At 66.1% G+C, this 23,794-nt stretch carries 25 protein-coding genes; 13 read left to right on the top strand and 12 right to left on the bottom strand.

Annotation, left to right across the window (positions count from 1 at the left end; all coding sequences use genetic code 11):
- Positions 1-73: 73 nt before the first annotated feature.
- The 4 genes from Q0P59_RS03600 to Q0P59_RS03585 are packed head-to-tail and all read right to left on the bottom strand — an operon-like array spanning position 74 to position 2,347.
- Positions 74-856 (bottom strand): uracil-DNA glycosylase, encoded by a 783-nt coding sequence (locus Q0P59_RS03600; RefSeq protein WP_295003665.1) that lies wholly within the window; start codon positions 854-856, stop codon positions 74-76.
- Positions 853-1,317 (bottom strand): ribosomal protein S18-alanine N-acetyltransferase, encoded by a 465-nt coding sequence (rimI, locus tag Q0P59_RS03595; protein ID WP_295003663.1) that lies wholly within the window; start codon positions 1,315-1,317, stop codon positions 853-855. The genes Q0P59_RS03600 and rimI overlap by 4 nt, the downstream gene beginning before the upstream one ends.
- The gene (tsaB, locus tag Q0P59_RS03590) at positions 1,314-2,003 is read right to left on the bottom strand and encodes a tRNA (adenosine(37)-N6)-threonylcarbamoyltransferase complex dimerization subunit type 1 TsaB (protein WP_295003661.1); all 690 of its coding nucleotides are present in this window, start codon (positions 2,001-2,003) and stop codon (positions 1,314-1,316) included. Before tsaB ends, rimI begins: the two co-directional genes overlap by 4 nt.
- Before the next feature lie 38 nt (positions 2,004-2,041).
- The gene (locus tag Q0P59_RS03585) at positions 2,042-2,347 is read right to left on the bottom strand and encodes a hypothetical protein (RefSeq protein WP_295003659.1); all 306 of its coding nucleotides are present in this window, start codon (positions 2,345-2,347) and stop codon (positions 2,042-2,044) included.
- Between the two features lie 162 nt (positions 2,348-2,509).
- Here Q0P59_RS03585 and ompR point away from each other — a divergent pair, with 162 nt between their 5' ends.
- Entirely contained in the window at positions 2,510-3,235 is a 726-nt protein-coding gene (ompR, locus tag Q0P59_RS03580) for a two-component system response regulator OmpR (protein ID WP_295003657.1), read from the top strand.
- Between the two features lie 4 nt (positions 3,236-3,239).
- The gene (locus tag Q0P59_RS03575; protein ID WP_295003655.1) at positions 3,240-4,541 is read left to right on the top strand and encodes an ATP-binding protein; all 1,302 of its coding nucleotides are present in this window, start codon (positions 3,240-3,242) and stop codon (positions 4,539-4,541) included.
- Here the strand turns inward: Q0P59_RS03575 and Q0P59_RS03570 are convergent.
- From Q0P59_RS03570 to ispD, 6 genes are all read right to left on the bottom strand, one after another.
- Positions 4,531-5,370 carry an HDOD domain-containing protein gene (locus Q0P59_RS03570; protein ID WP_295003653.1) on the bottom strand — a complete coding sequence of 280 codons (840 nt, stop codon included), beginning with the start codon at positions 5,368-5,370 and terminating at the stop codon, positions 4,531-4,533. The genes Q0P59_RS03575 and Q0P59_RS03570 overlap by 11 nt on opposite strands.
- On the bottom strand, positions 5,367-5,681 hold the full coding sequence (locus Q0P59_RS03565; protein ID WP_295003651.1) for a hypothetical protein: 315 nt from the start codon (positions 5,679-5,681) through the stop codon (positions 5,367-5,369). Before Q0P59_RS03565 ends, Q0P59_RS03570 begins: the two co-directional genes overlap by 4 nt.
- A complete protein-coding gene (locus Q0P59_RS03560; RefSeq protein ID WP_295003649.1) occupies positions 5,678-8,581 on the bottom strand; it encodes an EAL domain-containing protein in 2,904 nt (967 codons plus the stop codon). Before Q0P59_RS03560 ends, Q0P59_RS03565 begins: the two co-directional genes overlap by 4 nt.
- Before the next feature lie 196 nt (positions 8,582-8,777).
- Positions 8,778-9,353, bottom strand: coding sequence for an RNA 2',3'-cyclic phosphodiesterase (gene thpR / locus Q0P59_RS03555; protein WP_295003647.1), 576 nt, complete (start codon positions 9,351-9,353; stop codon positions 8,778-8,780).
- Positions 9,343-9,825, bottom strand: a complete 483-nt coding sequence (gene ispF / locus Q0P59_RS03550) for a 2-C-methyl-D-erythritol 2,4-cyclodiphosphate synthase (protein WP_295003645.1) — start codon at positions 9,823-9,825, stop codon at positions 9,343-9,345. The genes thpR and ispF overlap by 11 nt, the downstream gene beginning before the upstream one ends.
- Entirely contained in the window at positions 9,822-10,508 is a 687-nt protein-coding gene (ispD, locus tag Q0P59_RS03545) for a 2-C-methyl-D-erythritol 4-phosphate cytidylyltransferase (protein WP_295003643.1), read from the bottom strand. Before ispD ends, ispF begins: the two co-directional genes overlap by 4 nt.
- Positions 10,509-10,549: 41 nt before the next feature.
- Between ispD and Q0P59_RS03540 the strand changes: the two genes are divergently transcribed.
- The 6 genes from Q0P59_RS03540 (at position 10,550) to Q0P59_RS03515 (ending at position 15,129) form a co-directional block, all read left to right on the top strand.
- Positions 10,550-11,806: an MgtC/SapB family protein gene (locus tag Q0P59_RS03540; RefSeq protein ID WP_295003641.1), complete on the top strand. Its 1,257-nt coding sequence runs from the start codon at positions 10,550-10,552 to the stop codon at positions 11,804-11,806.
- Between the two features lie 10 nt (positions 11,807-11,816).
- Positions 11,817-12,620, top strand: a complete 804-nt coding sequence (gene amrB / locus Q0P59_RS03535; RefSeq protein WP_295003639.1) for an AmmeMemoRadiSam system protein B — start codon at positions 11,817-11,819, stop codon at positions 12,618-12,620.
- Positions 12,613-13,161: an AmmeMemoRadiSam system protein A gene (gene amrA / locus Q0P59_RS03530; RefSeq protein ID WP_295003637.1), complete on the top strand. Its 549-nt coding sequence runs from the start codon at positions 12,613-12,615 to the stop codon at positions 13,159-13,161. Before amrB ends, amrA begins: the two co-directional genes overlap by 8 nt.
- Entirely contained in the window at positions 13,158-14,252 is a 1,095-nt protein-coding gene (amrS, locus tag Q0P59_RS03525; RefSeq protein WP_295003635.1) for an AmmeMemoRadiSam system radical SAM enzyme, read from the top strand. The genes amrA and amrS overlap by 4 nt, the downstream gene beginning before the upstream one ends.
- Complete coding sequence (locus Q0P59_RS03520) at positions 14,249-14,842, top strand: hypothetical protein (protein ID WP_295003633.1); 594 nt, start codon at positions 14,249-14,251, stop codon at positions 14,840-14,842. The genes amrS and Q0P59_RS03520 overlap by 4 nt, the downstream gene beginning before the upstream one ends.
- 83 nt (positions 14,843-14,925) lie before the next feature.
- Positions 14,926-15,129: a hypothetical protein gene (locus Q0P59_RS03515; protein WP_295003631.1), complete on the top strand. Its 204-nt coding sequence runs from the start codon at positions 14,926-14,928 to the stop codon at positions 15,127-15,129.
- Between the two features lie 4 nt (positions 15,130-15,133).
- Here Q0P59_RS03515 and Q0P59_RS03510 read toward each other — a convergent pair whose 3' ends face one another.
- Positions 15,134-15,328, bottom strand: a complete 195-nt coding sequence (locus Q0P59_RS03510; RefSeq protein WP_295003629.1) for a hypothetical protein — start codon at positions 15,326-15,328, stop codon at positions 15,134-15,136.
- 254 nt (positions 15,329-15,582) lie between these two features.
- Between Q0P59_RS03510 and Q0P59_RS03505 the strand changes: the two genes are divergently transcribed.
- Positions 15,583-16,266: a DUF3334 family protein gene (locus tag Q0P59_RS03505; RefSeq protein WP_295003627.1), complete on the top strand. Its 684-nt coding sequence runs from the start codon at positions 15,583-15,585 to the stop codon at positions 16,264-16,266.
- 8 nt (positions 16,267-16,274) lie between these two features.
- Positions 16,275-16,625, top strand: a complete 351-nt coding sequence (arsC, locus tag Q0P59_RS03500; RefSeq protein WP_295003625.1) for an arsenate reductase (glutaredoxin) — start codon at positions 16,275-16,277, stop codon at positions 16,623-16,625.
- A 78-nt stretch (positions 16,626-16,703) separates the two neighbouring features.
- Here the strand turns inward: arsC and Q0P59_RS03495 are convergent, their stop codons facing one another.
- Positions 16,704-18,353, bottom strand: a complete 1,650-nt coding sequence (locus Q0P59_RS03495; RefSeq protein ID WP_295003623.1) for a UDP binding domain-containing protein — start codon at positions 18,351-18,353, stop codon at positions 16,704-16,706.
- Between the two features lie 199 nt (positions 18,354-18,552).
- Between Q0P59_RS03495 and Q0P59_RS03490 the strand changes: the two genes are divergently transcribed.
- From Q0P59_RS03490 to Q0P59_RS03480, 3 genes are all read left to right on the top strand, one after another.
- Positions 18,553-19,131, top strand: a complete 579-nt coding sequence (locus tag Q0P59_RS03490) for a hypothetical protein (protein WP_295003621.1) — start codon at positions 18,553-18,555, stop codon at positions 19,129-19,131.
- Between the two features lie 142 nt (positions 19,132-19,273).
- Positions 19,274-22,714, top strand: a complete 3,441-nt coding sequence (gene mfd / locus Q0P59_RS03485) for a transcription-repair coupling factor (RefSeq protein WP_295003619.1) — start codon at positions 19,274-19,276, stop codon at positions 22,712-22,714.
- Complete coding sequence (locus Q0P59_RS03480) at positions 22,711-23,784, top strand: 3-deoxy-7-phosphoheptulonate synthase (protein WP_295003617.1); 1,074 nt, start codon at positions 22,711-22,713, stop codon at positions 23,782-23,784. The genes mfd and Q0P59_RS03480 overlap by 4 nt, the downstream gene beginning before the upstream one ends.
- Positions 23,785-23,794: the final 10 nt, after the last annotated feature.

Genomic DNA, 23,794 nt, shown 5'->3' with positions numbered 1-23,794 from the left:
CTGCCGGACTGCGCCGCGCGGGCTAGCGGTCTGCTTCGCAATCAACAAATTCCGCCAATTACGAAGCAGGCCGCTAGAACGGCAGCTCGGGCGCCTGCTGCTCGCGCAAGGTACGGCGGGCGAACAGCAGATCCTCCCAGGCCTTGGCCTTGTCCGGCAGATTGCGCAGCAGATAGGCCGGGTGGTAAGTCACCACCACGGGAATGCCGGCATGCTCGAAACGCTTGCCGCGCAGGCTGCCCAGCGACTTGTCGTCATGCAGGACGGCATGCACGGCCGCCTTGCCCAGCAGGACGATGATCTTTGGCTTGAGCAGCGCGATCTGGCGCTCCAGGTAAGGCCAGCAAGCCGCCATTTCGGCCACTTCCGGCGTCCGGTTGCCGGGCGGGCGGCATTTGACGGCATTGGCGATGTAAACACGATTGCCCCGGGCGATATCGAGCGCGGCCAGCATGCTGTCCAGCAACTTTCCGGCCTGCCCGACGAAGGGTTCCCCCCTGGCGTCTTCCTCGGCCCCCGGGCCTTCGCCGATGAACAGGTAATCCGGGCTGGTATCGCCAACGCCGAGCACGGCCTGCTTGCGCTGCTCGCACAGCGAACAGGCCCGGCACCCGGCCACCCGGCGGGCCAGCTCCGGCCAGTCGAGCGCGCCGACATCGAGCGCAGCGGCCGCGGGCGGCTCGCTCGCCCGATGGACCGGCCGAACGGCAGGTGGAGCCGCTTCGGCAATCGGCACCGACGGCGCCGCCTCGCGGACCGGGCTTTCCTCGACGCGCTCGGCCGCCGGTGCATCGCGCAACACCCAGATCGGCGAAATGCCCATCTCGACGAGCATCTGTTCCCGGCTCAAGCTCATGCCACCAGTTCCTTGTCAAAAATCAGCGCGTCCTCGCGACCGACGATGGCCGGATAATAGCCCTTGCGCATGCCGATCTGGCGAAATCCGAAATGCCGGTACAAGTCGACGGCCCGCTCGTTGGAGGGCCGGACTTCGAGAAAGAGCCTGGCCGCCCCGCCCAGGCGCGCGCATTCCATGGCATGGCGCAGCAGCCGGGCGCCGTAGCCCTGGCCGTGATAGCGCTTGCAGACGCCGATGTTGAGCAGATGGGCCTCGTCGATCACCGACATGACGACCGAAAAACCGATCAGGTCGCCGCCCAGGCGCAACACCCAGACGCTGTAGCCGCTGGCCAGGGAATCGGCGAAGTTGCCGCGCGACCAGGGAAAAGCCTGCAGCGTGGCCTCCAGGGCCGCCACCGCGGCGAGATCGCTGTCGTTCATCGGCAAGAACTCCGCCGCGATGCTCAGGCCGCTCACGCCTTTCCGCCTTCCCGCATGCGCTCGGCAACCGTCTTCGCCACCTTGTCGCGGACGTACAGCGGAGCCGCTTCGGCGGCATCGATACCTGCACCGAGCGCGGCCTTGGCGGCGGCAATGGTGGCCACCGTGGCGGCGCTTGGCAAGCCGCCCGGTTCGACGGCGAGACCGGCCGCGCGGACGCGATCGAGCAGCCCGGGATAGGCCGTCAATCCGTTGCCGCAGGCCAGCCAGCCGGCACCGGCGGGCAGCGCGACGTCGCCTGGCGCCGAAACGCGAATCTCCCCGCGCTGGATATAGTCCGCCCCCACCCGCTCGTAACAGGCGGAATACACCTCGCCCATGCGCGCATCGAGCAGCGTCAGAACGCGGTCGGCACCCGCCGCCGTCGCCAGGGTCTCGAGGCTGGTCACCGGGATCAAGGGCAAGCCGGCGACGACCGCCAGCCCCTGCGCGGCGCCGCAAGCGACGCGCAGGCCCGTGAAGGCGCCCGGACCGACACCGAAGGCAATCGCATCGAGGGCGTCGATCCGCAAGCCGGATTCCGCCAGCAAATCGCGAACGAGCGGCAACAGGGTTTCGGAATGCGGCCGTTTTTCCGGGCAGCGGCGTTCGGTCACCGCCCCGTCGCGCCAAAGCGCGCAGGAACCGAGTTCGGTCGAGGTTTCAAGGGCAAGGATCAGCATGGACCGGCATTTTACCGGAGCCTCGCGGGTTCAGCGATTCACTCTCGCCGCCAGCCCCGCCCGCCACCGCCTCCGCGGAAATCGTGAGGTTCCTGAAGCCCGCGCTGCTCGCGCATGTCGTCGCGCAGGCGCCGCCTGTCCTCCGCCGGGATGTCGCGCCAGCGCGGAGGCGGTTCGTCGCGGCGAATGTCCCGTTCCTGCTGCCAGTGCTCGCGCATCTGCTGGCGCATCTGCCGCCTTTCATCCGGCGGCAAGTCGCGCCAGTAGCCCTGCTGCGCCCAGACGCCGCCCGCCGAGCCGAGCAGGCTCAGAAAGAGGAAGGAACAGGCGAGAAGACGTTTCATGGCGCGAATTGTAGCGGCCGGATGTGGGGACGGCACCATTGTCCCTCCGTGCAAGCGCGGCAAGCCAGTCCAGATGTAAGAATATGTTTCCCGGCCGGGCGGTGCAAAAGCTTGTTACCATTTGATGCGCTTCATTCATCGTCAGCCCTTATCCTTGCCAGCATGAGCGAACAACACCACCACATTCTCGTCGTCGATGACGATTCACGATTGCGCGACCTGCTGACGCGCTATCTGGGCGAACAGGGTTTCGAGGTCAAGGCCGCCGCCGACGGGCAGCAGATGGACAAGCTGCGCGCCCGGGAACACTACCACCTGATCGTGCTCGACCTGATGATGCCCGGCGAGGACGGGCTGTCGATCTGCCGCCGCTTGCGCGGCCAGGGCGACCAGACGCCGATCATCATGCTGACCGCCAAGGGCGACGAGGTCGATCGCATCGTCGGACTCGAAATGGGCGCCGACGACTACCTGCCCAAGCCGTTCAACCCGCGCGAGCTGCTCGCCCGCATCCATGCCGTCATGCGTCGCCAGGGCAGCCGGCCGCCGGGCGCCCCGGAAGGCGAAGCGGAAACCATACGCTTCAGCAATATCGAAGTCGATCTCGCCGCGCGCACCCTGAAGCGCGGCGACGAACTGCAATCGCTGACCACCGGCGAGTTCGCGGTACTCAAGGTGCTGCTCCAGCACCCGCGCCAGCCGCTGTCGCGCGACAAGCTGATGACGCTGGCCCGCGGCCGCGAGCAGGGCCCCTTCGACCGCGCCATCGATGTCCAGGTTTCCCGCCTGCGCAAGCTGATCGAAACCGATCCGGCGCAGCCGCGCTACCTGCAGACCGTCTGGGGCTTCGGCTACGTCTTCGTGCCGGACGGCGCCCCCCGGGACTGACCCGATGCCCCGTACGCTGCTGGCGCGTACCTTTCTGCTGCTTGCCACCCTGGTCCTGCTGACGACGGCGGCCTGGCTCAGCCTGTTCCGCTACATGGATGCCGAGCCGCGCGCCCGCGAAACGGCGCAGCTGGCCGCTTCCGCCGTCAACCTGATCCGGGCGTCGCTGTTCGCCGCCGCCCCCCAGCGCCGCTTTGGCCTGTTTGCCGAGTTCTCCAGCCGCGAAGGCATCCGCCTCCTGCCGGCCGAACCCGGAGACGAGATCGAGGCCATGCCCGACTCGCGCTTCTTCACCCTGCTGCAAAAAGAGCTCAATCAACGCCTTGGCGATCACACCCGGATTGCCGCCAGCGTCGATGGCGTGCCGGGCTTCTGGGTCAGCTTCCGGCTGGACGATGCCGACGACGAGGAGTACTGGCTGGTTCTGCCGCGCGAGCGGGCGACCCGCAGCTTTGCGCGGCACTGGCTGACCTGGGGGCTGCTCGCCGTCGGGCTGGCGCTCGGCGTCGCCTGGCTGATCGCCTCCCGCATCAGCAAGCCGCTCAAGGCGATGGCCAGTTCGGCCGAAACGGTCGGTCGCGGCCAGATACCCGAGCCGCTGCCTGAGGATGGCGCCGACGAACTGAAACGCCTGGCTACCGCCTTCAACGCCATGGCCGCCGACCTGCAGCGCAACGAGCGCGAGCGTTCCGAAGTGCTCGCCGGCATTTCGCACGATTTGCGTACCCCGCTGACCCGCCTGCGCCTGGAAGCGGAACTCAGCGTGGCGGACGAAAACGCCCGCCAGGGGGTGGTCTCGGACATCGAGCAGATGGAAGGCGTGATCTCCCAATTCATGGATTACGCCCGCGCCGAATCCGGCGAACCGCCCTCGCCCACCGACCTGCCGGCGCTGCTGGCGTCGATTGCGGCCCGCCAGAACCACGTCGGCCGGCACGTCAGTACCGACCTGCCGGCGCTGAACGAGGTCAGCGTGCGCCCGAAAGCCATTGCCCGCGCCGTGACCAACCTGGTCGACAATGCCGCCAAGTACGCCGGCGGCGAGATCAGCCTCCGTCTTTCGTCCGATGAGCGGGAAATCCATATCGACGTCGGCGACCGTGGCCCCGGCGTGCCGGAGAGCGAAGTGGACCGTCTGAAACGCCCCTTCACCCGGCTGGAAACCGCGCGCAGCAACGCCACCGGAACCGGGCTCGGCCTCGCCATCGTCGAACGCGTTGCCCGCCTTCACGAAGGGCGCCTGGCTCTCCTGCCCAACCCCGGAGGCGGCCTGCTCGCCCGCCTGTCGCTGCCGATCAGGCGCTGAACGCCTGGCTGGCCTCGTCCAGGCCGTCGACCACACGCGGCAGTATCCTGGCCAGCTTCTCCTGATCCAGGCCGAGTCTTTGCCAGGCCGTGGCATCGACCGGCATCACCAGGTCGTCGTCGCCCGCCAGCCCCAGGCCGTGGGCGATGGCATCGGCGACATGAACCAGGTCGGCCAGGGAATCAGCCGTCGCCGCCGAAGGCGAATGATGCTCGGCAATGGCCGAACGCAAGGAGGCGGGAAAATTCCAGGTATCGGCCAACAGCCCGCCAACGACGGCGTGGTCGGTACCGAGGATGTCCCGCTCGGCGACGACGAGCGGACAATCGTGTTCCCGGCGATAGGCCAGCGCCCTGGCGTAAGCGTCGCTGAAAACGCTGGCCAGCGCCAACTGGCCCATGTCGTGCAACACCCCGCCGGCAAAGGCCAGGTCGGGGTTGCGCCCCGTCGTTTCGGCAATGGCCCTGGCCGCCAGGCCAACCCCGACGCAATGCCGCATATAGGCTCGCGGCTCGAAGCCGGGGCAATCCTGCTTGCCGAAGGCGCTGCTGACGCTCAGCGTCAGCAGCATGCTGCGCACCGCCCGGAAGCCGAGAACGACAACGGCTTCATTGATCGTCGCCACGCGGCATTGCAAGCCATAGAAGGAGGAGTTGGCCACCCGCAGCAAGCGCGCGGTCAGCGACTGGTCGCGGGCCACCTGCCGGCAGATCAGGCCGATGTCCGTCTCGTCGTTGCCAAACGACGAGAGCAGCTCGCCGATCACCACAGGCAGCGCCGGCAATCGGTGTAGGCGGCTGACGATCTCGTCCCGGGAAAGCGTGTTCATTCCCCGCGCCCCATGCGAAAAGCGAGTATCGCCTCGCGCAGGGCCTTGCTTCCCACCCCGTCGCCCGCCCGGCGAAAGCAGGCGGCGACCGAGCTGGAAATCCGGGCGCGCCTGATTTCGCGCTCGGCCGGGTCTTCCTCCGCCGCCTGATCCACGCACAACTCCGCCACGCCGCGACGCAACAGGCTGTGGATCAGGGCTTCGGTCAACACCGCGGCTTCCGGCACCAGCACACGCCCGGAATCGTCGAGCACGGCTTCGCTCAGGCACATGCCGGGAAGCGCCGCCTCGGTCAGAATCACCCCCTTCATGCCTCGCCCCCGGCGTCGCTCAGCAGGAAGAGGCGGCCTTCAGCCGGCGCCCCCATCTGCTGAGCGGTGCAGCCATAGGAGACGCCGTCGATGACGACGCGCCCCCCCGAGGGGACCTCGAGAAGCTCCGGGATGATCGCTGCAAGCTCGATGCCTGGCGCGATACCGCGCCCGGCAAAGCGGCGGATGGCAGCCTCGTTGACCAGCGCCACCAAACCGCTGGCATCGACCCCGATCACCGGGATCGGCAGCGCCGACAACACCTCCTGCAGAATCAGGTAACCCTGCCGCTCCTGGGCCTGGAGAACCCGGTTCTCGTCGAACAGCCGGCGCCGATCCTCTTCAGCCCGCAGCAATTGCCGTTCGACCACCTCCACCTCGTGCGACAGGCGGCTGTACTCTTCCGAGATGTGCCGCCGGTTCAGGGCGTCGTCGACAACGCGGCGGAAAGCCTCCGCCTCGACCGGCAGGTGAATGACGCGGTGCACCAGGCCGGCACCGCTCAGTTCGGCCACCGACTTGCGACTCCACTGGCGGCTGTCGGCAAGCAGTATCCGCTCGCAGCGCGGCTGCAATTCGCCGGCCAGGCGGATCAGCGCCGCCGAATCGAATCCCTTGCGCGGCGCCCCGCACACCAGCACATCGACGAGGTTGCCGGATAGCCACTGCGTTGCGCCGGCCACGTCGGGCACGACGCACACGCGATGCCCTTCGCGGCCGAGCCGGGAAACGACCTCGTCGAACCCGGCGACCGCGACGAACAGCGCCATCGGCTTGCGGCTGCCGGTATTGAGGTGATTGCTCGGCAGCCTTTGGTCGGCCAGCAGCAAGCCGGTCATTTCGTCGACCGGCAGGGGCCGCGAGAAAAAATAGCCCTGGATCACGTCGCACTGGTGCGATATCAGCAGGGCCAGCTGCTCGGGCGTCTCCACCCCCTCGGCGACCACCTTGAGCTTGAGGTGGTGGGCCATGGTGATCACCGCCCGGGTAATCGACGCATCGTCCGAATCGGCGGCGATATCCTGGACAAAGGAGCGGTCCACCTTGACCGCATCGAGCGGAAAACGCTTCAGGTAGGCAAGACTGGAATAGCCGGTGCCGAAATCGTCCAGCGAAATCGTGACCCCCATCTTCTTCAGCGCCGACAGCGTGCGAATGGCCGTGTCGGCATTGTGCATCAGCATGCTCTCGGTGATCTCCAGGTCGAGGCAGGACGGCGACAGCCCCGTTTCCTCCAGGGTCGTCGCCACGTCGGCTAGCAAGGTTTCCGACTGCAACTGCCGCGCCGAAAGGTTTACCGAAACACTGGGCATGCTCAGTCCCGCCCGTTGCCACTCGACAGCATGCCGGCAGGCTTCCTCGAGCACCCAGCGCCCGACCTGGACGATGAGGCCGGTCTCTTCGAGCAGGGGGATGAACTGGTCGGGAGAAACAATGCCGCGTCGCGGATGCTGCCAGCGCAACAAGGCCTCGACCCCGGTAATGCGGCCGTCGGCACAGCTGACCTTGGGCTGGAAATGCAGAACGAACTCGTTGCTCAGCGTGGCATTGCGCAGGTCGATTTCGAGGAACATGCGCTCACGCACCTGGTCCTGCATGCCCGAGGAATAAGCCTGGTAGCTATTGCGCCCCTGCAGCTTGGCGTTCTCCCCGGCCAGCTGGGCGTTGCTCAGCAGCTCATGGACTTCCTGGCCGTCCTGAGGGTAAAAGCCGATGCCGATGCTGGCCGTCGCGAATACATCCTGCCCGGCAACCCGCACCGGCATGATCAGTGTCTCGATGATGCGCCGGGCCACAATGCCTGCCTGCTGGCCATCGACCAGTTCCGGCAGGAGAATCCCGAAGACATCGCCCCCCAGGCGGCACAGATAATCCGATTCGCGCAGGGAACCCGAAAGCCGGCCCGCCATCTGGCGCAGCAGTTCATTGCCGGCGGCGTAGCCCAAGGCCTGGTTCACCTCATGGAAACGGTCGATGTCCACGACCATCACGCTTAACGGCAAGCCGCTGCGCTTGGACAAGGCGATCATGCGCTGCACCTGGTCGTAGAACATCCACTCGTTGGGCAGCGCCGTCAGCGCATCGAAATGGGTGTAGTAAGACAGGTTCAACTTGGAGGCGAGCTGGCCGGTGATATCCGTCGCCACCCCGCCGACACTCGCGACCTCGCCGCCCTCGTTGCCAACCGGGAAATTGCGGGCATGCAGCCAGCGCAATCCGTCGCCCGGGCGCAACACGCGGAAGCGGATATCCAGCCCGCCGGCGCGATGGACGCTCATGGCTTCGGCAACGCGCTCCCGATCCTCGTCATGGACATAGCTCAGCCAATCCCGGTGATCGGCGTACAGCGCGTCGACATGCCGGCCCCAGATGTGTTCGTAGCCGGCGCTGATGAAGGTAATCGCCTGCGTCTCGGCATTGGACAGCCAGTAACATTCGGGAAGATTGCTGGAAAGCTGCTGAAAGCGGGCGATGCCCTCCCCCGCGGGCAGGGCGTCGATGGTCGCCGCCACCTCCTCCCGCCCGGTCCGCAAAAGGCTGCTCTTCGCGCACTCGCGCTCGATCACCGCCGGCAAGCGCGAGGGATTGCTCTTGAACACGAAGTCGCAAGCGCCGTTCTCGAGCAGTTCGAAGGGGAAATCCATGGCGCCGCGTTCGATACTGAGAATGACGGGAATCGTGGGCGCCCGTTCGCGAAACAGCGCCATGGCGTCGACGGCGGGCAATTCCGGCATGGTGCAGGAAAGCACGAAGGCATCCCAGCGCCCGGCTTGCAGCCTGGACGACAGCGTGTCCGGATCGGCGACGAGACAGCCCTCGATGGACGTGCTGCCACCCAGGATCGCATCCAGCAAACGCTGCCCGTCCCTGCCAGCCGACTCGACAATCAGGACACGCAATACGGCGGTATTTTCCGAACGCCCGACAACCCCCAAAAAGTCCCCCTTTGCTTGAGCGGCATCTCCGATCCTCCCGGAGCCGCCCATAGAAGCTTTTGTCAGCCTACCTAAGCATTACCGACACGTGGCTGAAAAACTTTAGCCTTTAGGGACAAAGCCATGTCGATTTTTTTTCGGCAAGCCCCGGCCGGCTCGCTCAAGCCAGGGGAAACTCCCGGAGCACGATATGCTCCGGACCGGACGCCCCGGGGTCCGAGCGGAACAGGGCGAAGCTTGAACAAGGCCAGTCCAGCGGCCGCAGCCCGCCAGCCACCAGCGCAGCGGCGCCGTCCGGCGGCAGGCGGCGCACCAGCGTGAGATGCGGGGCAAAGCCGCGCCCCGCCGGATCGGTCCGGTAGCCCGCCGCGGCAAGCGCCGCCAGCAATTGCCGCTGCACGTAGCGCAGCCCGTCCGGCACCTCGGACAGGCCGGCCCAAAGCAGGCGCTTGTTTGGCCAATAGCCCAGGCGGTCGATCCGCAGCGAAAAACGCAAGCCGCGGAGCCCCTCGCCCAGGGCTTCAAGCACGGGCAAATCGGCAACGGGCACATCGCCCAGGAAAGCCAGCGTCAGGTGAATCGTGGCGCATCGCGTGGGGCGCCCCCCTTGCTGCTCCGCCGCCTGCCGCGCCACGTCGGCCAGCACCCTGGCCAAGGCCTCGGGCGGCTGCAAGGCAAAAAAGACCCTGGCCGTCAGCGGCCGTTCATGATCAGTCGGTCGCGGCTCAGCCGACACGCTCGACCAGGACGACGGCCTGGGCTTCGATGGCTTCCTCCCGCCCGAGGTAACCCAGGCGTTCGTTGGTCTTGCCCTTGATATTCACCGCATCGACGGGGATGCCCAGGTCGGCGGCGACATTGGCGACCATGGCCGCGGCGTGCGGTGCCAGCTTGGGTTGCTGGGCGATGATCGTCGCATCGACGTTCACCGGCCGCCACCCTTTCCCGGCCAGCAAGGCCACGGCGCCGCGCAGCAGCACGCGGCTGTCGGCCCCCTTGTAGCGCGGATCGGTGTCGGGAAAGTGACGGCCGATGTCGCCCAACGCCACCGCGCCGAGCAAGGCGTCGGTAATCGCGTGCAGCAGCGCGTCGGCATCGGAATGGCCGAGCAGCCCGGTGGCGTGGGGAATGTCGACGCCGCCGAGGATCAATTTGCGGCCCTCGACCAGTTGATGGACGTCGTAGCCCTGTCCGACGCGGAAATTCATTTGCGAGCCCTCAGGATCATGGCGGCCAAGGCGAGATCGGCCGGATAGGTGACTTTCAGGTTGGTGGCATCGCCACGCACCAGTTTCGGCTTGAGGCCAAGCGCCTCGACGGCGCCCGCCTCGTCGGTCACCGCACGGCACTTCGCCAACGCCTCGCCGAGCAAGCCGTAGCGGAACATCTGCGGCGTCTGCGCCTGCCACAGGCCGTCGCGCGGCTCGGTCGCCGCCACGCGCTGGTCGGCATCCGCCCGCTTCACGGTATCGGCGACCGGCACGGCGAGGATGCCGCCGACGGGATCGCTGGCCAGGTCGGCAAACAGGGCATCGAGCATGGACGCCGATAGACAGGGTCGCGCAGCATCGTGCACCAGGATCCAGTCATCGTCGGCGGCGACCATGGATGCCGCCTGCAGGCCATTGGCCACGCTTTCGGCGCGCGTCTCTCCGCCGCAGCGCACCGTTTCCAGCTTGGCGCCCAGTTCGGACCAGTCGTAGCGCGGCCACCACGGGTCGTCCGGCGCCAGGACGACCCATACCCGCTCGATGTCCGGGCAGGCCACCAGGGCCGCCAGGGTGTGAAAGATCAGCGGGCGACCGAGAAGGTCGAGGTATTGCTTGGGCTTCTCGGCACCGAAGCGGGAACCGCTGCCGGCAGCGGGAACGATTGCGTAATGGCGTGGCATGGCTTAATTTTACTGAAGAACACCCGAAAAAGAGGAATGGCATGAGTTTCGTCGTCCCCGAGCTGGTCGAACCGGTCAAGGCCTTTGCCACCGCGCTGGGTATCGGCCTGCTGATCGGCATGGAGCGCGAGCGCCGCCCGGATTCCGCCGCCGGCCTGCGCACCTTCTCGCTGGTGGCCATGCTCGGCTGCCTGTTCGCCTTGCTCGACGAGCGCTCCGGCAGCCACTGGCTGCTCGCGGTCGGGCTGCTGGTGGTGGCCGGCGCGATGATCGCCTCCAACTTTTCCTCGCAGCAGGAAGAGCAGTATCGCGGCTTCACGTCGGAAGCCGCCATCGTCATCACCTACGGCCTCGGCGCGGCCGTCTGGCTGGGCTACGCCACGCTGGCCGTCATGCTCGCCATCACCACCACCATCCTGCTCTACTTCAAGGCCGAACTGAAACAGCTCAGCCAGCGCACGACGCCGAAGGACATCAATTCCATCCTCCAGTTCGCGGTCCTGTCGTTCGTCATCCTGCCCATCCTGCCGAGCGAGGATTTCGGCCCCTACAACGCCATCAACCCCCGCCAGATCTGGTGGATGGTGGTACTGATTTCCGGCCTCGCGCTGGCCGGCTACCTCGCCCTGCGCATCATTGGCGCCCGCCACGGCGCCGCCGTGCTCGGCATCTTCGGCGGCCTGGCCTCGTCGACTGCGACGACCATGATGTTTTCGCGCCACGCCCGCGAACACGACGACCTCGTCCGCATGTCGTCCATCGTCATCCTGATCGCCAACGTCATGGTCATGATCCGGCTGTGGCTGGTCGCCGGCGTCGTCGCCCCCCACCTGGCCAAGCCGATTGCCGTGGTTTTTGCCTGCGGCATCGTGCCCGGCGTCGCCATGGCGCTCTACGGCTGGAAGATCCTCAGCGCGGCGGACAACCTGCCGATGCCGGAAGTGAAGAACCCGACCGAACTGAAAACCGCCTTTTCCTTCGGCCTGCTCTACGCCGTGGTGCTGCTGGCCTCCGCCTGGCTGCAGGACAGGGCCGGCAACAGCGGCCTTTACATCGTCGCGCTGGTTTCCGGCCTGACCGATGCCGACGCCAGCGTGCTATCGACGCTGCGCATGTTCAACCTCGACAAGGTGGCCAGCGCCGAGGCGGTGATCGCCGTTGCGCTGGCGCTGCTGGCCAACCTGGCATTCAAGATCGGGCTGGTCGTCAGCATCGGCGGCAGAAAACTGGCCCGCCACGCCCTGCCCGGCCTGTTCGCCATCGGTGGCGGCATGGCCGCCGGACTGCTCGTCGTCTGAGGCCTACGCCATGCTCGGAACCCGCCCCGCCGCCGTTGCCGGCACCTTCTACCCCGGCGATCCGGCGACGCTTGCGCTCACCGTGGACCGGCTGCTCGCCGCCGCCCGCCACGACATGCCCATACAGCCCAAGGCGCTGATCGCCCCGCACGCCGGCTACGTCTATTCCGGCGCGACGGCGGCCGCAGCCTACGCCGCCCTGGCGCCCTGGGCCGATGCTATCCATCGCGTCATCCTGCTCGGCCCGACCCACCGGGTGGCCGTCAATGGCATGGCGCTACCCGAGTCTGGGACGTTTTCCACGCCCCTGGGCAGCATCCGACTCGACAGCCAGGCCATTGCCGGCATCGCCGACCTGCCGCAGGTGGTGTTCAGCGAGCAGGCGCACGCCCTCGAACATTCGCTCGAAGTCCACCTCCCCTTCTTGCAGCGGGTCCTGCCGCGCTTCTCGCTGGTCCCGCTGGCGGTCGGCCATGCCTCCCCGGAGGCGGTGGCCGAGGTGCTGAACATCCTGTGGGGAGGGCCGGAAACCCTGATCGTCGTCAGTTCCGATCTTTCCCATTTCCTGCCCTACGGCACGGCCCGACAGGTCGATGGCAACACCTGCCGGCACATCCTGCAACTCGATACCCACATTCGCCCGGAGCAGGCCTGCGGCGCCTACCCGGTCAATGGCCTGTTGCTGGCTGCGACCCGCCGCGGCCTGAAGCCGACCCTGCTCGGCCTGTGCAATTCCGGCGACACCGCCGGGGACCGCGACCGCGTGGTCGGCTACGCGGCCTTCGCGTTCGAGGAGCCCGATCCCCATGCCTGAGCTCGGAACCACCCTGCTGGCCCTGGCCCGCAACGCGATTGCCGCCCGGTTGGGGCTGGCGACACAGCCGACGGCCGACCTGCCCGCCTTGCACGAGCCGGCAGCCACCTTCGTCACCCTGACCCAGCGCGGCCAGTTGCGCGGCTGCATCGGCAGCCTCGAGGCCTGGCGCCCCCTCGGCCAGGATGTCCGGGAAAACGCGCTGGCCGCCGCCTTCCGCGATCCCCGCTTTGCGCCTTTGGCAGCCGGCGAGCTGCCCCTGACCCGCGTCGAGGTTTCCCTGCTGACGCCGGCCGTTGCGCTGTCCTTCGCCGACCAAGCCGATGCGCTGGCCCAACTGCGGCCCGGCGAGGACGGCATCGTTTTCTCCTGCGGCAGGCGCCGGGCGACCTTCCTGCCCCAGGTCTGGGAGCAACTCCCCGAACCGGCCGCGTTCATGGCCCATCTCAAGCAGAAGGCCGGCTTGCCCGCCGATTACTGGAGCCCCGAGGTCCGGCTCGAACGCTACGGCGTGACCAAATGGCAGGAGGCCGCACCATGAACAAAGCCCCCACGCTGCATCCCGGCCGCTGGTGGCACGCCCTGCCCGACGGCCGGGTCCAGTGCGACCTCTGTCCGCGCGACTGCCAGCTGCACGAAGGCCAGCGCGGCGCCTGCTTCGTCCGCCAGATGGTCGACGGGCAGATGCAGCTGACCACCTACGGGCGCTCGTCCGGCTTCTGCATCGACCCCATCGAGAAGAAACCACTGAATCACTTCTACCCGGGCAGCAGCATCCTCTCCTTCGGCACCGCCGGCTGCAACCTGGCCTGCCGGTTCTGCCAGAACTGGGATATCTCCAAGTCGAAGGACATGGACCGCCTGATGGACAGCGCCAGCCCGCAAGCCATCGCCAACGCCGCCAAGCGCCATGGCGCCGACGCCGTCGCCTACACCTACAACGACCCGGTCATCTTCGCCGAGTACGCCATCGACACCGCGCTGGCCTGCCGTGAGCAGGGCATCCGCAATGTCGCCGTCACCGCGGGCTACATCCATCGCCAAGCGGCGCGGGAATTCTTTGCCGTGATGGATGCCGCCAACGTCGATCTCAAGGCCTTCACGGAAAGCTTCTACCACAAGCTGTGCGTCGGCCACCTGCAGCCGGTCCTCGACACCCTGACCACCATCCATCACGAAACCGATTGCTGGCTGGAGATCACCACCCTGCTGATTCCCGGACAAAACGACAGCCCCGGCGAAATCAACGAACTGGCCGCCTGGGTGGCGAAGGAGCTGGGACCGGACGTTCCGCTGCATTTTTCGGCCTTCCATCCCGACTGGAAAATGACCGAGCTGCCGCCCACGCCTCCTGCAACATTGACCCAGGCCCGGCGCATCGCGCTCGATGCCGGCCTGCACCACGTGTTCACCGGCAACGTGCACGACCCGGAGGGCGGCACGACCTTCTGCCCCGCATGCAAGGCCGCGCTGATTGTCCGCGACTGGTACGCCATCCGCCGCTACGAGCTGACTGCCGAAGGCCGCTGCCCGCACTGCCAGACCGCCATCGCCGGCCGCTTCGGTAAAATGCTGGGGCGCGATGGCCAAGCCTTCGGCCCCCGGCGCATTCCCGTCCGCCTGTCCCCATGATCCGCCATATCGTCCTGCACACCCCGCACGGCTCGCTTCACGGCCAGTTCGAACGCCCCGAGACTCCCCGGGGCCTCATCCTGCTCATCCGCTCGCACCGCGTTCCCGACGACGACGCCATGCTGGCCACCCTGGCGGCAAGCGGATTCGCCGTACTGGCCATGGATCTGCTGACTGCCCATGAACTGCAGTTTGCCGACGCCACGCAGAACGTCCCGCGCCTGAGCCAGCGATTGCTCGACGTGCTCGACCTGATCCGCAACGACGGCGACATGCAGGATCTCGCGCTGGGCATCCATGCCCGCAGCGATACGGCGCCGGCGGCCATCCGCTGCGCCGCGCAACGCGACATCCAGGTCAGGGCGCTGGTCTGCCACGGCGGACTGGTCGACCGTGCCGGGCTGCAGGCACTCGAACTGCTGGCGGCCCCCTTGCTGATGCGGGTCGACCCCGACGATGTGCCGGCAGCGGCCGCCTACCAGCGCGCCGCAGCGCATCTAAACGGCAAGCACCAATTGCGCACGCTCGCCGCCGGCGATCATGGGCTGGCCGAAGTCAGCGCCTGGTTCGCGGAACATCTGTCCGCATAGGCCGCCGCAATGCCCGGCATGGACATTCGCCGGCGGGCGGCTATGCTGAGAATTAAGCACGACACAACAAGGGAGGAAGCGCAATGTCCTACTTCGACTCACCCCTCGCCCGTTGCGAGGCAGTTCGCGAACTGGTGCTGACCGACGAGACTCAGGCCGAATGCGCCCGGGAACACAACTGTCCGCCCGGCTTCAAGTGCCCGCTGGACGGCTACTTCGCCGAACAGAGCGGGCTGAGCGATGCGGCCGCGGCCGATGCCGTCCAGGCCTGCACCGCAAAACACTGATCGATCAGCAGGTAACGGGGTTTCCGCGCGAACCGCCCGAATTCGCCGCGCCGCCCCAGTTGCCTGCGCTGTCGATACCGAGATTGAAGAGACGCCGCTCGATATTGATCCGGCGCTCCGTCAAGCCTTCTGGCGGCCCGAAATCCGAGAGGCGCCGCTGCGTCTTCTGGCGCCGCTCCTGGTTCAATTTGGTATCCATTTTTCTACCTTTTCCAACACTCAGCGGGGTCAAATCCAAGCCGCGGGGATCGCTTCCTGCGGGATGCGGACGATTTTACCACCGTCAAATATCCATCGTTCATTTCCCCGCCAGCAGGGGACAGGCGCAGGCACGCAAACCCATTGGCATACACCAAGGCCGCCGCCCCGAAGATTTCCAGGCGCTGCCTGCAATCGAAGCTGATAACTGTGCTATATATGCCATTTATCCAATTACTGGCCTGATCCGGAACCATGAACTCATCCGACACCCCCACCGTCTACGGCACCGAAGATATTCTCAGAAGCCTGTGCAATTCGGTCACCAAGGTTCTTTCGATCGCCACGCAAAGCCAGATTCATTACTCCGGCATGGTGCAGCGCATTTCCAAGACCTGCCTGAAACCGGATATCGGATGCTTCGTGCTCTTCGACGGCGGCTTCTCCGGCCTGGTGGTCATCAATTTTTCGGCTTCGGCGGCCATGGAGCTGTACTCGAGCTACATGCTGCACATGGGCATGGACAAGGAAGGGCTGGCCACCACCCACACCTCCGATGAGGTCGGCAACGTCATGGGCGAACTGATGAACCAGATCGTCGGCGACTTCACCGGCAAGGTTGCCCGCGAACTGCAAACGCACATCACCCAGAACCAGCCCAAGATGCTCGCCCTGAACAAGCAGGTCATGCTCAGCGTCGACACCAACCTGGACAAGCCCGAATCGCGGCGCGTGACCTTCTACACCGGCAGCAACAACATTTTCTATCTCGAGCTGGCGATGGACCGCACCGAGTTCATCAAGATGAACGATTTCGAAGCCGGCGAAGCCCCCGATCCGGACGAACTGCTCGCCCAGGTCAATGGACAGCCGAAAACGGCTGCCGCCGCGCCGGACTCCAACGACCACGACGACCTTCTCAAGTCGCTCGGCATGTAAGGCAGGCAATGACCGTCACCATCTTCCACAACCCGCGCTGCTCGAAAAGCCGCGACACCCTGTCGCTGCTGCAGGAAAAAGGCATCGCGCCGACCATCGTCGCCTATCTTGAGCAAGCGCCCTCGCCGGCCGAGCTGAAAACCCTGCTCACCCGCCTGGGGTTCGCCGACGCTCGCCAGCTGATGCGCAGGAACGAGGCCGAATACGCCGAACTGGGCCTCGACGACCCGGCGCTGGATCAGGATGCCCTGATTGCGGCGATGGCCGCCCACCCGCGCCTGATCGAGCGCCCCATCGTGATCAACGGGTCGAAGGCCGCCATCGGCCGGCCGCCGGAAAACGTGCTGGCCATCCTGTAGGCGCCAGCAGCGATCTTTCGTTTCGCCAGAAACAAGCCCCCGTCGCCGGGGGCTTCGTCATTCGGCATGCACGCTCGCTCAGGTTCTCCGGCAGGCCTGCTTGATCCGCTGGATATGGCCGCGCCCCAAGCCTTTCACCTCGCAGCCGAGCTCGAAATAACGGGCAATCGTCGCATCGTCGAGCATGCCGAAGCAATCGACAACGGCAATCGGCTTGCCGGCCCACGCCACCACCTGTTCGGGCGTCAAGCGGCGATAGGCGTCATGCGGCACCGCCAGTATCAGCGCATCGACCCCCTGCAATGCCCGTTCGAGATCGCGCTCGACGGCGAGTGACGACAGTTCGTCCTGATTGCGGAAAAATCGCTTCCATGACAAGCCGGAAGACGGATAGGCGTCCTGCTCCGCGAACTCCCACCATTGATCGACATAGGGGTCGTGGGCCCGCATCTCGGCGCCCATTTCGGTGAGCTTGCGGACAACCAGTTCGGAACCGCTGTAGCGGGTGTCGCCGACATCCTGGCGATACGACGCGCCGGCGATCAACACCCGCGAGGCGGCGATGTAGCGATCCATGTTGCGCAACGCGTCACGGGTCAGCTCGGCGACATGCAGCGCCCGCGTGTCGTTGATGTCGACGGCCACCGGCGTGATGCGGAACACCTTGTCGCCATCCTCGAAGCCGAGGATGTGCTTGTACGCCCAGTAGCCCAGCCCGCCGTCCTTGGGCAGGCAGTAGCCGCCGATGCCCGGGCCGGGAAAGATCATGTTGCTGTGCGTCGGTCGCATCTTGATGGCATCGACCACCTTGATCAGATCGACCCCGTTGCGCTCGGCGAACAGCGACCATTCGTGCAGATAGGCCAGGATCGTCGCCCGGTAGCTGTTCTCGACGATCTTGGCAGTTTCCGACTCGATCGGCCGGTCCATCACGGTCAGCGGGAACTGGTCGGTATTGAGCACCTCGCGCAGGAACTTCTCGACCCGCCCCCTGGCCGCCGTGTCGCATCCGGCGCAGACCCGCCAGAAATCGCGAATGCTCGCCACGTAATCGCGCCCGGGCATGACCCGCTCGTAGGAGTGCGCCAGCAGCGGCACCGACGCGATGCCGCGATTGGCGAAGGCCTTCTTCAGGATGGGCCAGGCGACGAACTCCGTCGTTCCCGGCGCCACGGTCGTCTCGATCAGCACCAGGCAGTCCGGCCGAATATGCTGGCCGACCGTTTTCAGGGTGGCTTCCAGCGCCGCCATGTCGCATTCGCCGGTCCTCATGTTGCCCAGTTCCTGCTTCAGGAAATCGCATTGGACATCGATGACCACACAATCCGCCAGGTCGAGCACCTGGCTGTTATAGGTCGCGCTCAACGTCTTTTTGTCGCGCACGCAGCGGCCGATCAGGACATCGACCTGCGGGTCTTCCGCCTTGACCGGCGAAACGCCTCGATTGAGCAGCGGAATCTTCCAGTAGGAGCGCGTCGACGGGCGTTGGCAGCCGATCACGAACTTGCTCGGCTGGCCGTCCGCCCCCTCGCAATCGGCCACGATGGCCGCCATCACGGCGCCGACGAAGCCGACGCCCATGACGACAACGACTTCCTGGCCGGCCGCCCGCGCCGCTTCGGCGAGATTCCGGACACGCTCGTACTCGGCAGCGTATTCGGATGGCTCGGGCAGGGAAAACGACTCGCCTTGCGGCGAAATCGACAGCTTGCTGTGCAATGCGGACATGATTCCTCCCTCGATCGACGTATTTGACGAAAGGCTTCAACGCAGATTATTCCACTTGCACAAGCCATGGCATATCGAATTTGCCACACCGCCGGGGCTGCTTGGCCGGGCCCGGATGTGAAATATTCCCGCTGCCGCGCTTCGCATCGTCATATAAAATCCCCCGCATTTCAAAAAAGCAGGACTCAAGGGGAGCAGCATGAAAAAACTGGGGATTTTGCCGGCGATCCTTGCCGTTGCGGTTTCTCTGCCATTCGATGCCGAGGCCAGGGGGCGCTCGCATTCGTCGCACGCTCACGCGTCATCCGGGTCGCACCCTCATGCCAGCGACAGCCACACCGGTGACAGCCATGTCGGCGGCGCGGTCAGGAGTTCGATCTCCCGCCACCGCTCCGACGAGGGCCAATCGGGCAACGCAACGGCAAACGCCGCGTCCGGCGGATCGACCGGCGCCGAGGACGATGCCAACCTGCGGCGCATTCGCCAGGAACGCGATGCCGCCCGCGCCAAGGCGGATGCCGAAAACAGCGCCGCCCGCAACGCGCAAATCGCCGCCGACGAGGAAAAGCGACGCCAATTGCTGGAGCAGGCCGCGATCCGCGCCGACGAAGAGCAAAAGCGCAAGGATGCCGCGGCGACGCTCAAGAATCGCGAACTCGCCCTGCTCGAGCGCCGGCAGCGCCAGGCGGCCTGGGAGGCTCGCTGCCAGATCAAGCCGGTGATGAGCGACGAGGAAATCGCCACCTGCAAGGAAGTCTGGAGCACCCCGGCCCGCTGAGGCGCACCCGCCACCATCGTGCGCGCGGTTCCCGGCGGACTGCGGCGCGCGATGGAAGCCATCGCCGCGAACGCCGAACATCATCCGGCCGGACCTGTCGAAGCGGCTATAATCCCAGCCCCGCAACGCCATCCGCCCCGCAGTGTCCGCGTCATCCTCCCTGCCCACCTTTCCCGCCCTGCCCAAGCCCGGCGCACGTATCGACCTGCCCGCGCAGGCCGGCTCGTCCGATGCCCTGGCGCTCGCCGAAATCGCCGGCCGCAATAGCGGCAAGCTGCTCGCCGTCGTCACCGCCAACGCTGCCGATGCCCAGCGCCTGCTCGACGAAATCCCGTGGTTCGGCCCCAAGCTGCGCGTGCGCCTGCTGCCGGACTGGGAAACCCTGCCCTACGACAGCTTCTCGCCGCACCAGGATCTTGTCTCGGAACGCCTGGCGACCTTGTGGGCGGCCATGCAGGGCGAGCTGGACATCCTGCTCGTGCCGGCCTCGACCGCCGTCTATCGCCTGGTTCCGCCCGAATTCATGGCGGCCTACACCTTCGCCTTCCAGAAGGGCGAGACCATCGACGCCGAGAAGTTCCGCAGCCAGGTCACGCTGGCCGGCTACGCCAACGTCACGCAAGTGGTTTCGCCCGGCGAATACTCCATTCGCGGCGGGCTGATCGACCTCTTCCCGATGGGCTCGGCGGTGCCCTACCGGCTCGACCTGTTCGACGACGAGATCGAGAGCATCAAGACCTTCGACGTCGATACCCAGCGCACCATCTACCCGGTGCCCGAAGTCCGCCTGCTGCCGGCGCGCGAATTCCCGATGGACGACCGCGGCCGCACGCGCTTCCGCCAGAAATTCCGCGAAACCTTCGAAGGCGACCCGGCCAAGTCGGGCATCTACAAGGATGTCTCGCAGGGCATCGCCAGCGCCGGCATCGAGTACTACCTGCCGCTCTTCTTCGAGGAAACGGCCACCGTCTTCGACTATCTGCCGAAGGATGCCGTTTTCGTCACCCATGGCGACGCGCCGGGAGCGATCGACGCCTTCTGGAAGGAAACGCGCTCGCGCTACGCCTTGCTGCAAGGCGACAAGGCCCGCCCGCTGCTGCCGCCGGACGAGCTGTTTCTCTCGGATGAAGCCTTCTTCACCGCCGCCAAGGGCTATGGCCGGCTGGCGCTGGAAAACAAGGGCGATGCCGCGACGACCGCGCTGCCCGACATCGCCGTCGACCGCCGCGCCGAAGATCCGCTGCACAAGCTGAAGAACCACCTCGCCGGCTTCCCGGGCCGCGTGCTGCTGCTCGCCGAATCGGCCGGCCGACGCGAAACCCTGGCCGCCATGCTCGGCGAACACGGCATCAAGCCCGAGGCGAGCGCCGATTTCGCCGCCTTTGTCGCGGGCGATGCGCCGCTGGCCCTGGGCGTCGCCCCGCTGCACGCGGGCTTCGCATTGCCCGGCCTTGCCTTCGTCACGGAAACCGAACTCTATGCCGGCGCACCCCGCCGCACCCGCCGCGAAGCCGCGCGCAAGGCCAGTTTCGACAACTGGCTGAAGGACCTGACCGAACTCAAGGTCGGCGACCCGGTGGTGCACGAAAGCCACGGCATCGGCCGCTACCAGGGGCTGGTGCGCATGGACCTCGGCACCGGCGAGCAGGAATTCCTCGAACTGCACTATGCTAACGCCGCCAAGCTGTTCGTGCCGGTGGCGCAGTTGCATGTAATCTCCCGCTACTCCGGCGCCGAGCCGGAAGCGGCGCCATTGCATACGCTCGGCTCCGGGCAGTGGGAAAAGGCCAAGCGCAAGGCGGCCGAGCAGGCGCGCGACACCGCCGCCGAACTGCTGGCGCTGTACGCCGCCCGCGCCGCCCGCCAGGGCCATGCCTTCGAGTTCCAGGAAAACGACTACGAGCTTTTCGCCGACGGTTTCGGTTTCGAGGAAACAGCCGATCAGGCGCAAGCCATCGCCGCGGTGATCGAGGACATGAAGTCGGGCAAGCCGATGGACCGCCTGGTCTGCGGCGACGTCGGCTTCGGCAAGACCGAAGTCGCGTTGCGCGCCGCCTTCTGCGCCGTCGCCGGCGGCAAGCAGGTGGCCGTGCTGTGCCCGACCACCCTGCTCTGCGAACAGCACTACCAGACCTTCGTCGACCGCTTTGCCGACTGGCCGGTCAAGGTCGCCGAAATATCGCGCTTCAAGACCGCCAAGGAATCGGCGCAGGCGCTCAAGGAACTGGCCGAAGGCAAGATCGACATCATCATCGGCACCCACAAGCTGATCGGCAAGGAGGTCAGGTTCGACCGCCTCGGCCTCGTCATCATCGACGAGGAACACCGCTTCGGCGTGCGCCAGAAGGAAACGCTGAAGGCCATGCGCGCCGAGGTCGATGTGCTGACCCTGACCGCGACGCCGATCCCGCGCACATTGGCCATGTCGATGGAAGGCCTGCGCGATTTCTCGGTGATCGCCACGGCGCCGCAGAAACGCCTGGCGATCAAGACCTTCGTCTCCAAATTCTCCGACGGCATCATCCGCGAAGCCGTGCTGCGCGAACTGAAGCGCGGCGGCCAGGTGTATTTCCTGCACAACGAGGTCGACACCATAGCCAACATGCGGGAGAAGCTGGAAAAGCTGGTGCCCGAGGCGCGCATCGTCATCGGCCACGGCCAGATGAACGAGCGCGAGCTGGAACGCGTGATGCGCGACTTCACCCAGCAGCGCGCCAACCTGCTGCTGTGCACGACCATCATCGAGACCGGCATCGACAATCCGCACGCCAACACCATCCTGATCAACCGCTCGGAGAAGTTCGGCCTCGCCCAGCTACACCAGCTGCGCGGCCGCGTCGGCCGTTCGCACCACCAGGCCTACGCCTACCTGCTGGTCCAAGACGAGAAGGCGATGACCAAGCAGGCGAAGCAACGGCTCGAAGCGATCCAGATGTCGGAAGAACTCGGCGCCGGCTTCTTCCTCGCCATGCACGATCTGGAGATCCGCGGCGCCGGCGAAGTGCTCGGCGACAACCAGTCGGGCGAAATGCAGGAAGTCGGCTTCAACGTCTTCGCCGACATGCTCAATCGCGCCGTCGCCCACCTCAAGCAGGGCAAGAACCTCGACAACATCGACCTGACCCAGCCGCTCGGCATCAGCACCGAGATCAACCTGCGCACGCCCGCCCTGCTGCCCGACGCCTACTGCCCGGATGTGCATGAGCGCCTGACGCTCTACAAGCGCCTGGCCAACTGCGAAACCGCCGAAGACATCGACGCCATGCAGGAAGAGCTGATCGACCGCTTCGGCGAGCTGCCGCTGCAGGGCCAGTCGCTGCTCGCCACGCACCGCCTGCGCCTGGTCGCCAAACCGTTGTGCATCCAGAAGCTCGATGCCTCGACCGACCAGATCACGCTACAGTTCGGCCCGGAGTTCGCCAAAAACCCGCCTATCGAGCCAATCAAGATAATTCATTTGATCCAGAACAACCGGAACTATAAATTAGCCGGACAGGATAAAATTTCTCTTTTACGCCACTGCCCGTCCTTGAACGACAAGGTGCAGGCGGTGAAAGACATGATTCGCGAGCTGAGCAAATGACGACCAAGAATACCGAGAACCTGAACGTTGGCGCCTTCGACGCCATGCCCACCCCCGAGGAAATCCACGCCCGCCTGCCGATTTCCGAAAAGGCGGCGCACACCGTGACCCACGGCCGGAACCTGCTGCGCAAGATTCTCGAGCGCAAGGACCCGCGCATCTTCGTCGTGGTCGGCCCCTGCTCCATCCACGACCCGGTCGCCGGCCTGGATTACGCCCGCCGCCTCAAGGCCTTGTCCGACGAAGTCGGCGACGTGCTGCAGATCATCATGCGCGTCTATTTCGAAAAACCGCGCACCACCGTCGGCTGGAAGGGCTACATCAACGACCCGTTCATGGACGACAGCTTCCGTGTCGACATCGGCATGCAGAAGGCCCGCGAATTCCTGCTCCAGATCAACGAGCTCGGTCTGCCCACCGGCACCGAGGCGCTCGACCCGATCTCGCCGCAATACTACGGCGACCTGATCACCTGGACCGCCATCGGCGCCCGCACCACCGAATCGCAGACCCACCGCGAAATGTCCTCCGGCCTGTCCACCCCGGTCGGTTTCAAGAACGCCACCAACGGCGATCTCAGCGTCGCGGTCAACGCCATCCTGTCGGCGTCGCGCCCGCACTCCTTCCTCGGCATCAACGGCACCGGCAAGGTCGCCATCGTCCGCACCAAGGGCAACGCCTACGGCCATGTCGTGCTGCGCGGCGGCGACGGCCGCCCCAACTACGACACCGTCTCGGTCTCCATCGCCGAACAGGCCATGGTCAAGGCCAAGCTGCCGGCCAACATCGTCGTCGACTGCTCGCACGCCAACAGTTCCAAGAAACCGGAACTGCAGCCGCTGGTCATGGCCGACGTGGTCAACCAGATTCGCCTCGGCAACAAATCGCTGGTCGGCACCATGATCGAATCGAACATCGAAGCCGGCAATCAGCCGATTCCGGCCGAACTGAGCCAGCTCAAGTACGGCTGCTCGGTCACCGACGGCTGCGTCGGCTGGGAGACCACCGAAAAGATGATCCGCGACGCCGCCGTGCTGCTCCGCGACGTGCTGCCGGAACGCCTGGCCTAAGCCGGGACAG

It is taken from the genome of uncultured Dechloromonas sp., assembly GCF_945957265.1.
GTDB lineage: Bacteria > Pseudomonadota > Gammaproteobacteria > Burkholderiales > Rhodocyclaceae > Azonexus.
The sequence above is the reverse complement of the archived record's forward strand: the minus strand, read 5'-3'. Positions and strand labels throughout refer to the sequence as shown.

Excerpts from the sequence above, each read along its gene's own strand:
- Q0P59_RS03600 (WP_295003665.1), bottom strand. The coding sequence starts at position 856 with ATGAGCTTGAGCCGGGAACAGATGCTCGTCGAGATGGGCATTTCGCCG.
- tsaB (WP_295003661.1), bottom strand. The coding sequence starts at position 2,003 with ATGCTGATCCTTGCCCTTGAAACCTCGACCGAACTCGGTTCCTGCGCG.
- Q0P59_RS03585 (WP_295003659.1), bottom strand. The coding sequence starts at position 2,347 with ATGAAACGTCTTCTCGCCTGTTCCTTCCTCTTTCTGAGCCTGCTCGGC.
- ompR (WP_295003657.1), top strand. The coding sequence starts at position 2,510 with ATGAGCGAACAACACCACCACATTCTCGTCGTCGATGACGATTCACGA.
- Q0P59_RS03575 (WP_295003655.1), top strand. The coding sequence starts at position 3,240 with ATGCCCCGTACGCTGCTGGCGCGTACCTTTCTGCTGCTTGCCACCCTG.
- Q0P59_RS03570 (WP_295003653.1), bottom strand. The coding sequence starts at position 5,370 with ATGAACACGCTTTCCCGGGACGAGATCGTCAGCCGCCTACACCGATTG.
- Q0P59_RS03565 (WP_295003651.1), bottom strand. The coding sequence starts at position 5,681 with ATGAAGGGGGTGATTCTGACCGAGGCGGCGCTTCCCGGCATGTGCCTG.
- ispF (WP_295003645.1), bottom strand. The coding sequence starts at position 9,825 with ATGAATTTCCGCGTCGGACAGGGCTACGACGTCCATCAACTGGTCGAG.
- ispD (WP_295003643.1), bottom strand. The coding sequence starts at position 10,508 with ATGCCACGCCATTACGCAATCGTTCCCGCTGCCGGCAGCGGTTCCCGC.
- Q0P59_RS03540 (WP_295003641.1), top strand. The coding sequence starts at position 10,550 with ATGAGTTTCGTCGTCCCCGAGCTGGTCGAACCGGTCAAGGCCTTTGCC.
- amrB (WP_295003639.1), top strand. The coding sequence starts at position 11,817 with ATGCTCGGAACCCGCCCCGCCGCCGTTGCCGGCACCTTCTACCCCGGC.
- amrA (WP_295003637.1), top strand. The coding sequence starts at position 12,613 with ATGCCTGAGCTCGGAACCACCCTGCTGGCCCTGGCCCGCAACGCGATT.
- amrS (WP_295003635.1), top strand. The coding sequence starts at position 13,158 with ATGAACAAAGCCCCCACGCTGCATCCCGGCCGCTGGTGGCACGCCCTG.
- Q0P59_RS03520 (WP_295003633.1), top strand. The coding sequence starts at position 14,249 with ATGATCCGCCATATCGTCCTGCACACCCCGCACGGCTCGCTTCACGGC.
- Q0P59_RS03515 (WP_295003631.1), top strand. The coding sequence starts at position 14,926 with ATGTCCTACTTCGACTCACCCCTCGCCCGTTGCGAGGCAGTTCGCGAA.
- Q0P59_RS03510 (WP_295003629.1), bottom strand. The coding sequence starts at position 15,328 with ATGGATACCAAATTGAACCAGGAGCGGCGCCAGAAGACGCAGCGGCGC.
- Q0P59_RS03505 (WP_295003627.1), top strand. The coding sequence starts at position 15,583 with ATGAACTCATCCGACACCCCCACCGTCTACGGCACCGAAGATATTCTC.
- arsC (WP_295003625.1), top strand. The coding sequence starts at position 16,275 with ATGACCGTCACCATCTTCCACAACCCGCGCTGCTCGAAAAGCCGCGAC.
- Q0P59_RS03495 (WP_295003623.1), bottom strand. The coding sequence starts at position 18,353 with ATGTCCGCATTGCACAGCAAGCTGTCGATTTCGCCGCAAGGCGAGTCG.
- Q0P59_RS03490 (WP_295003621.1), top strand. The coding sequence starts at position 18,553 with ATGAAAAAACTGGGGATTTTGCCGGCGATCCTTGCCGTTGCGGTTTCT.
- Q0P59_RS03480 (WP_295003617.1), top strand. The coding sequence starts at position 22,711 with ATGACGACCAAGAATACCGAGAACCTGAACGTTGGCGCCTTCGACGCC.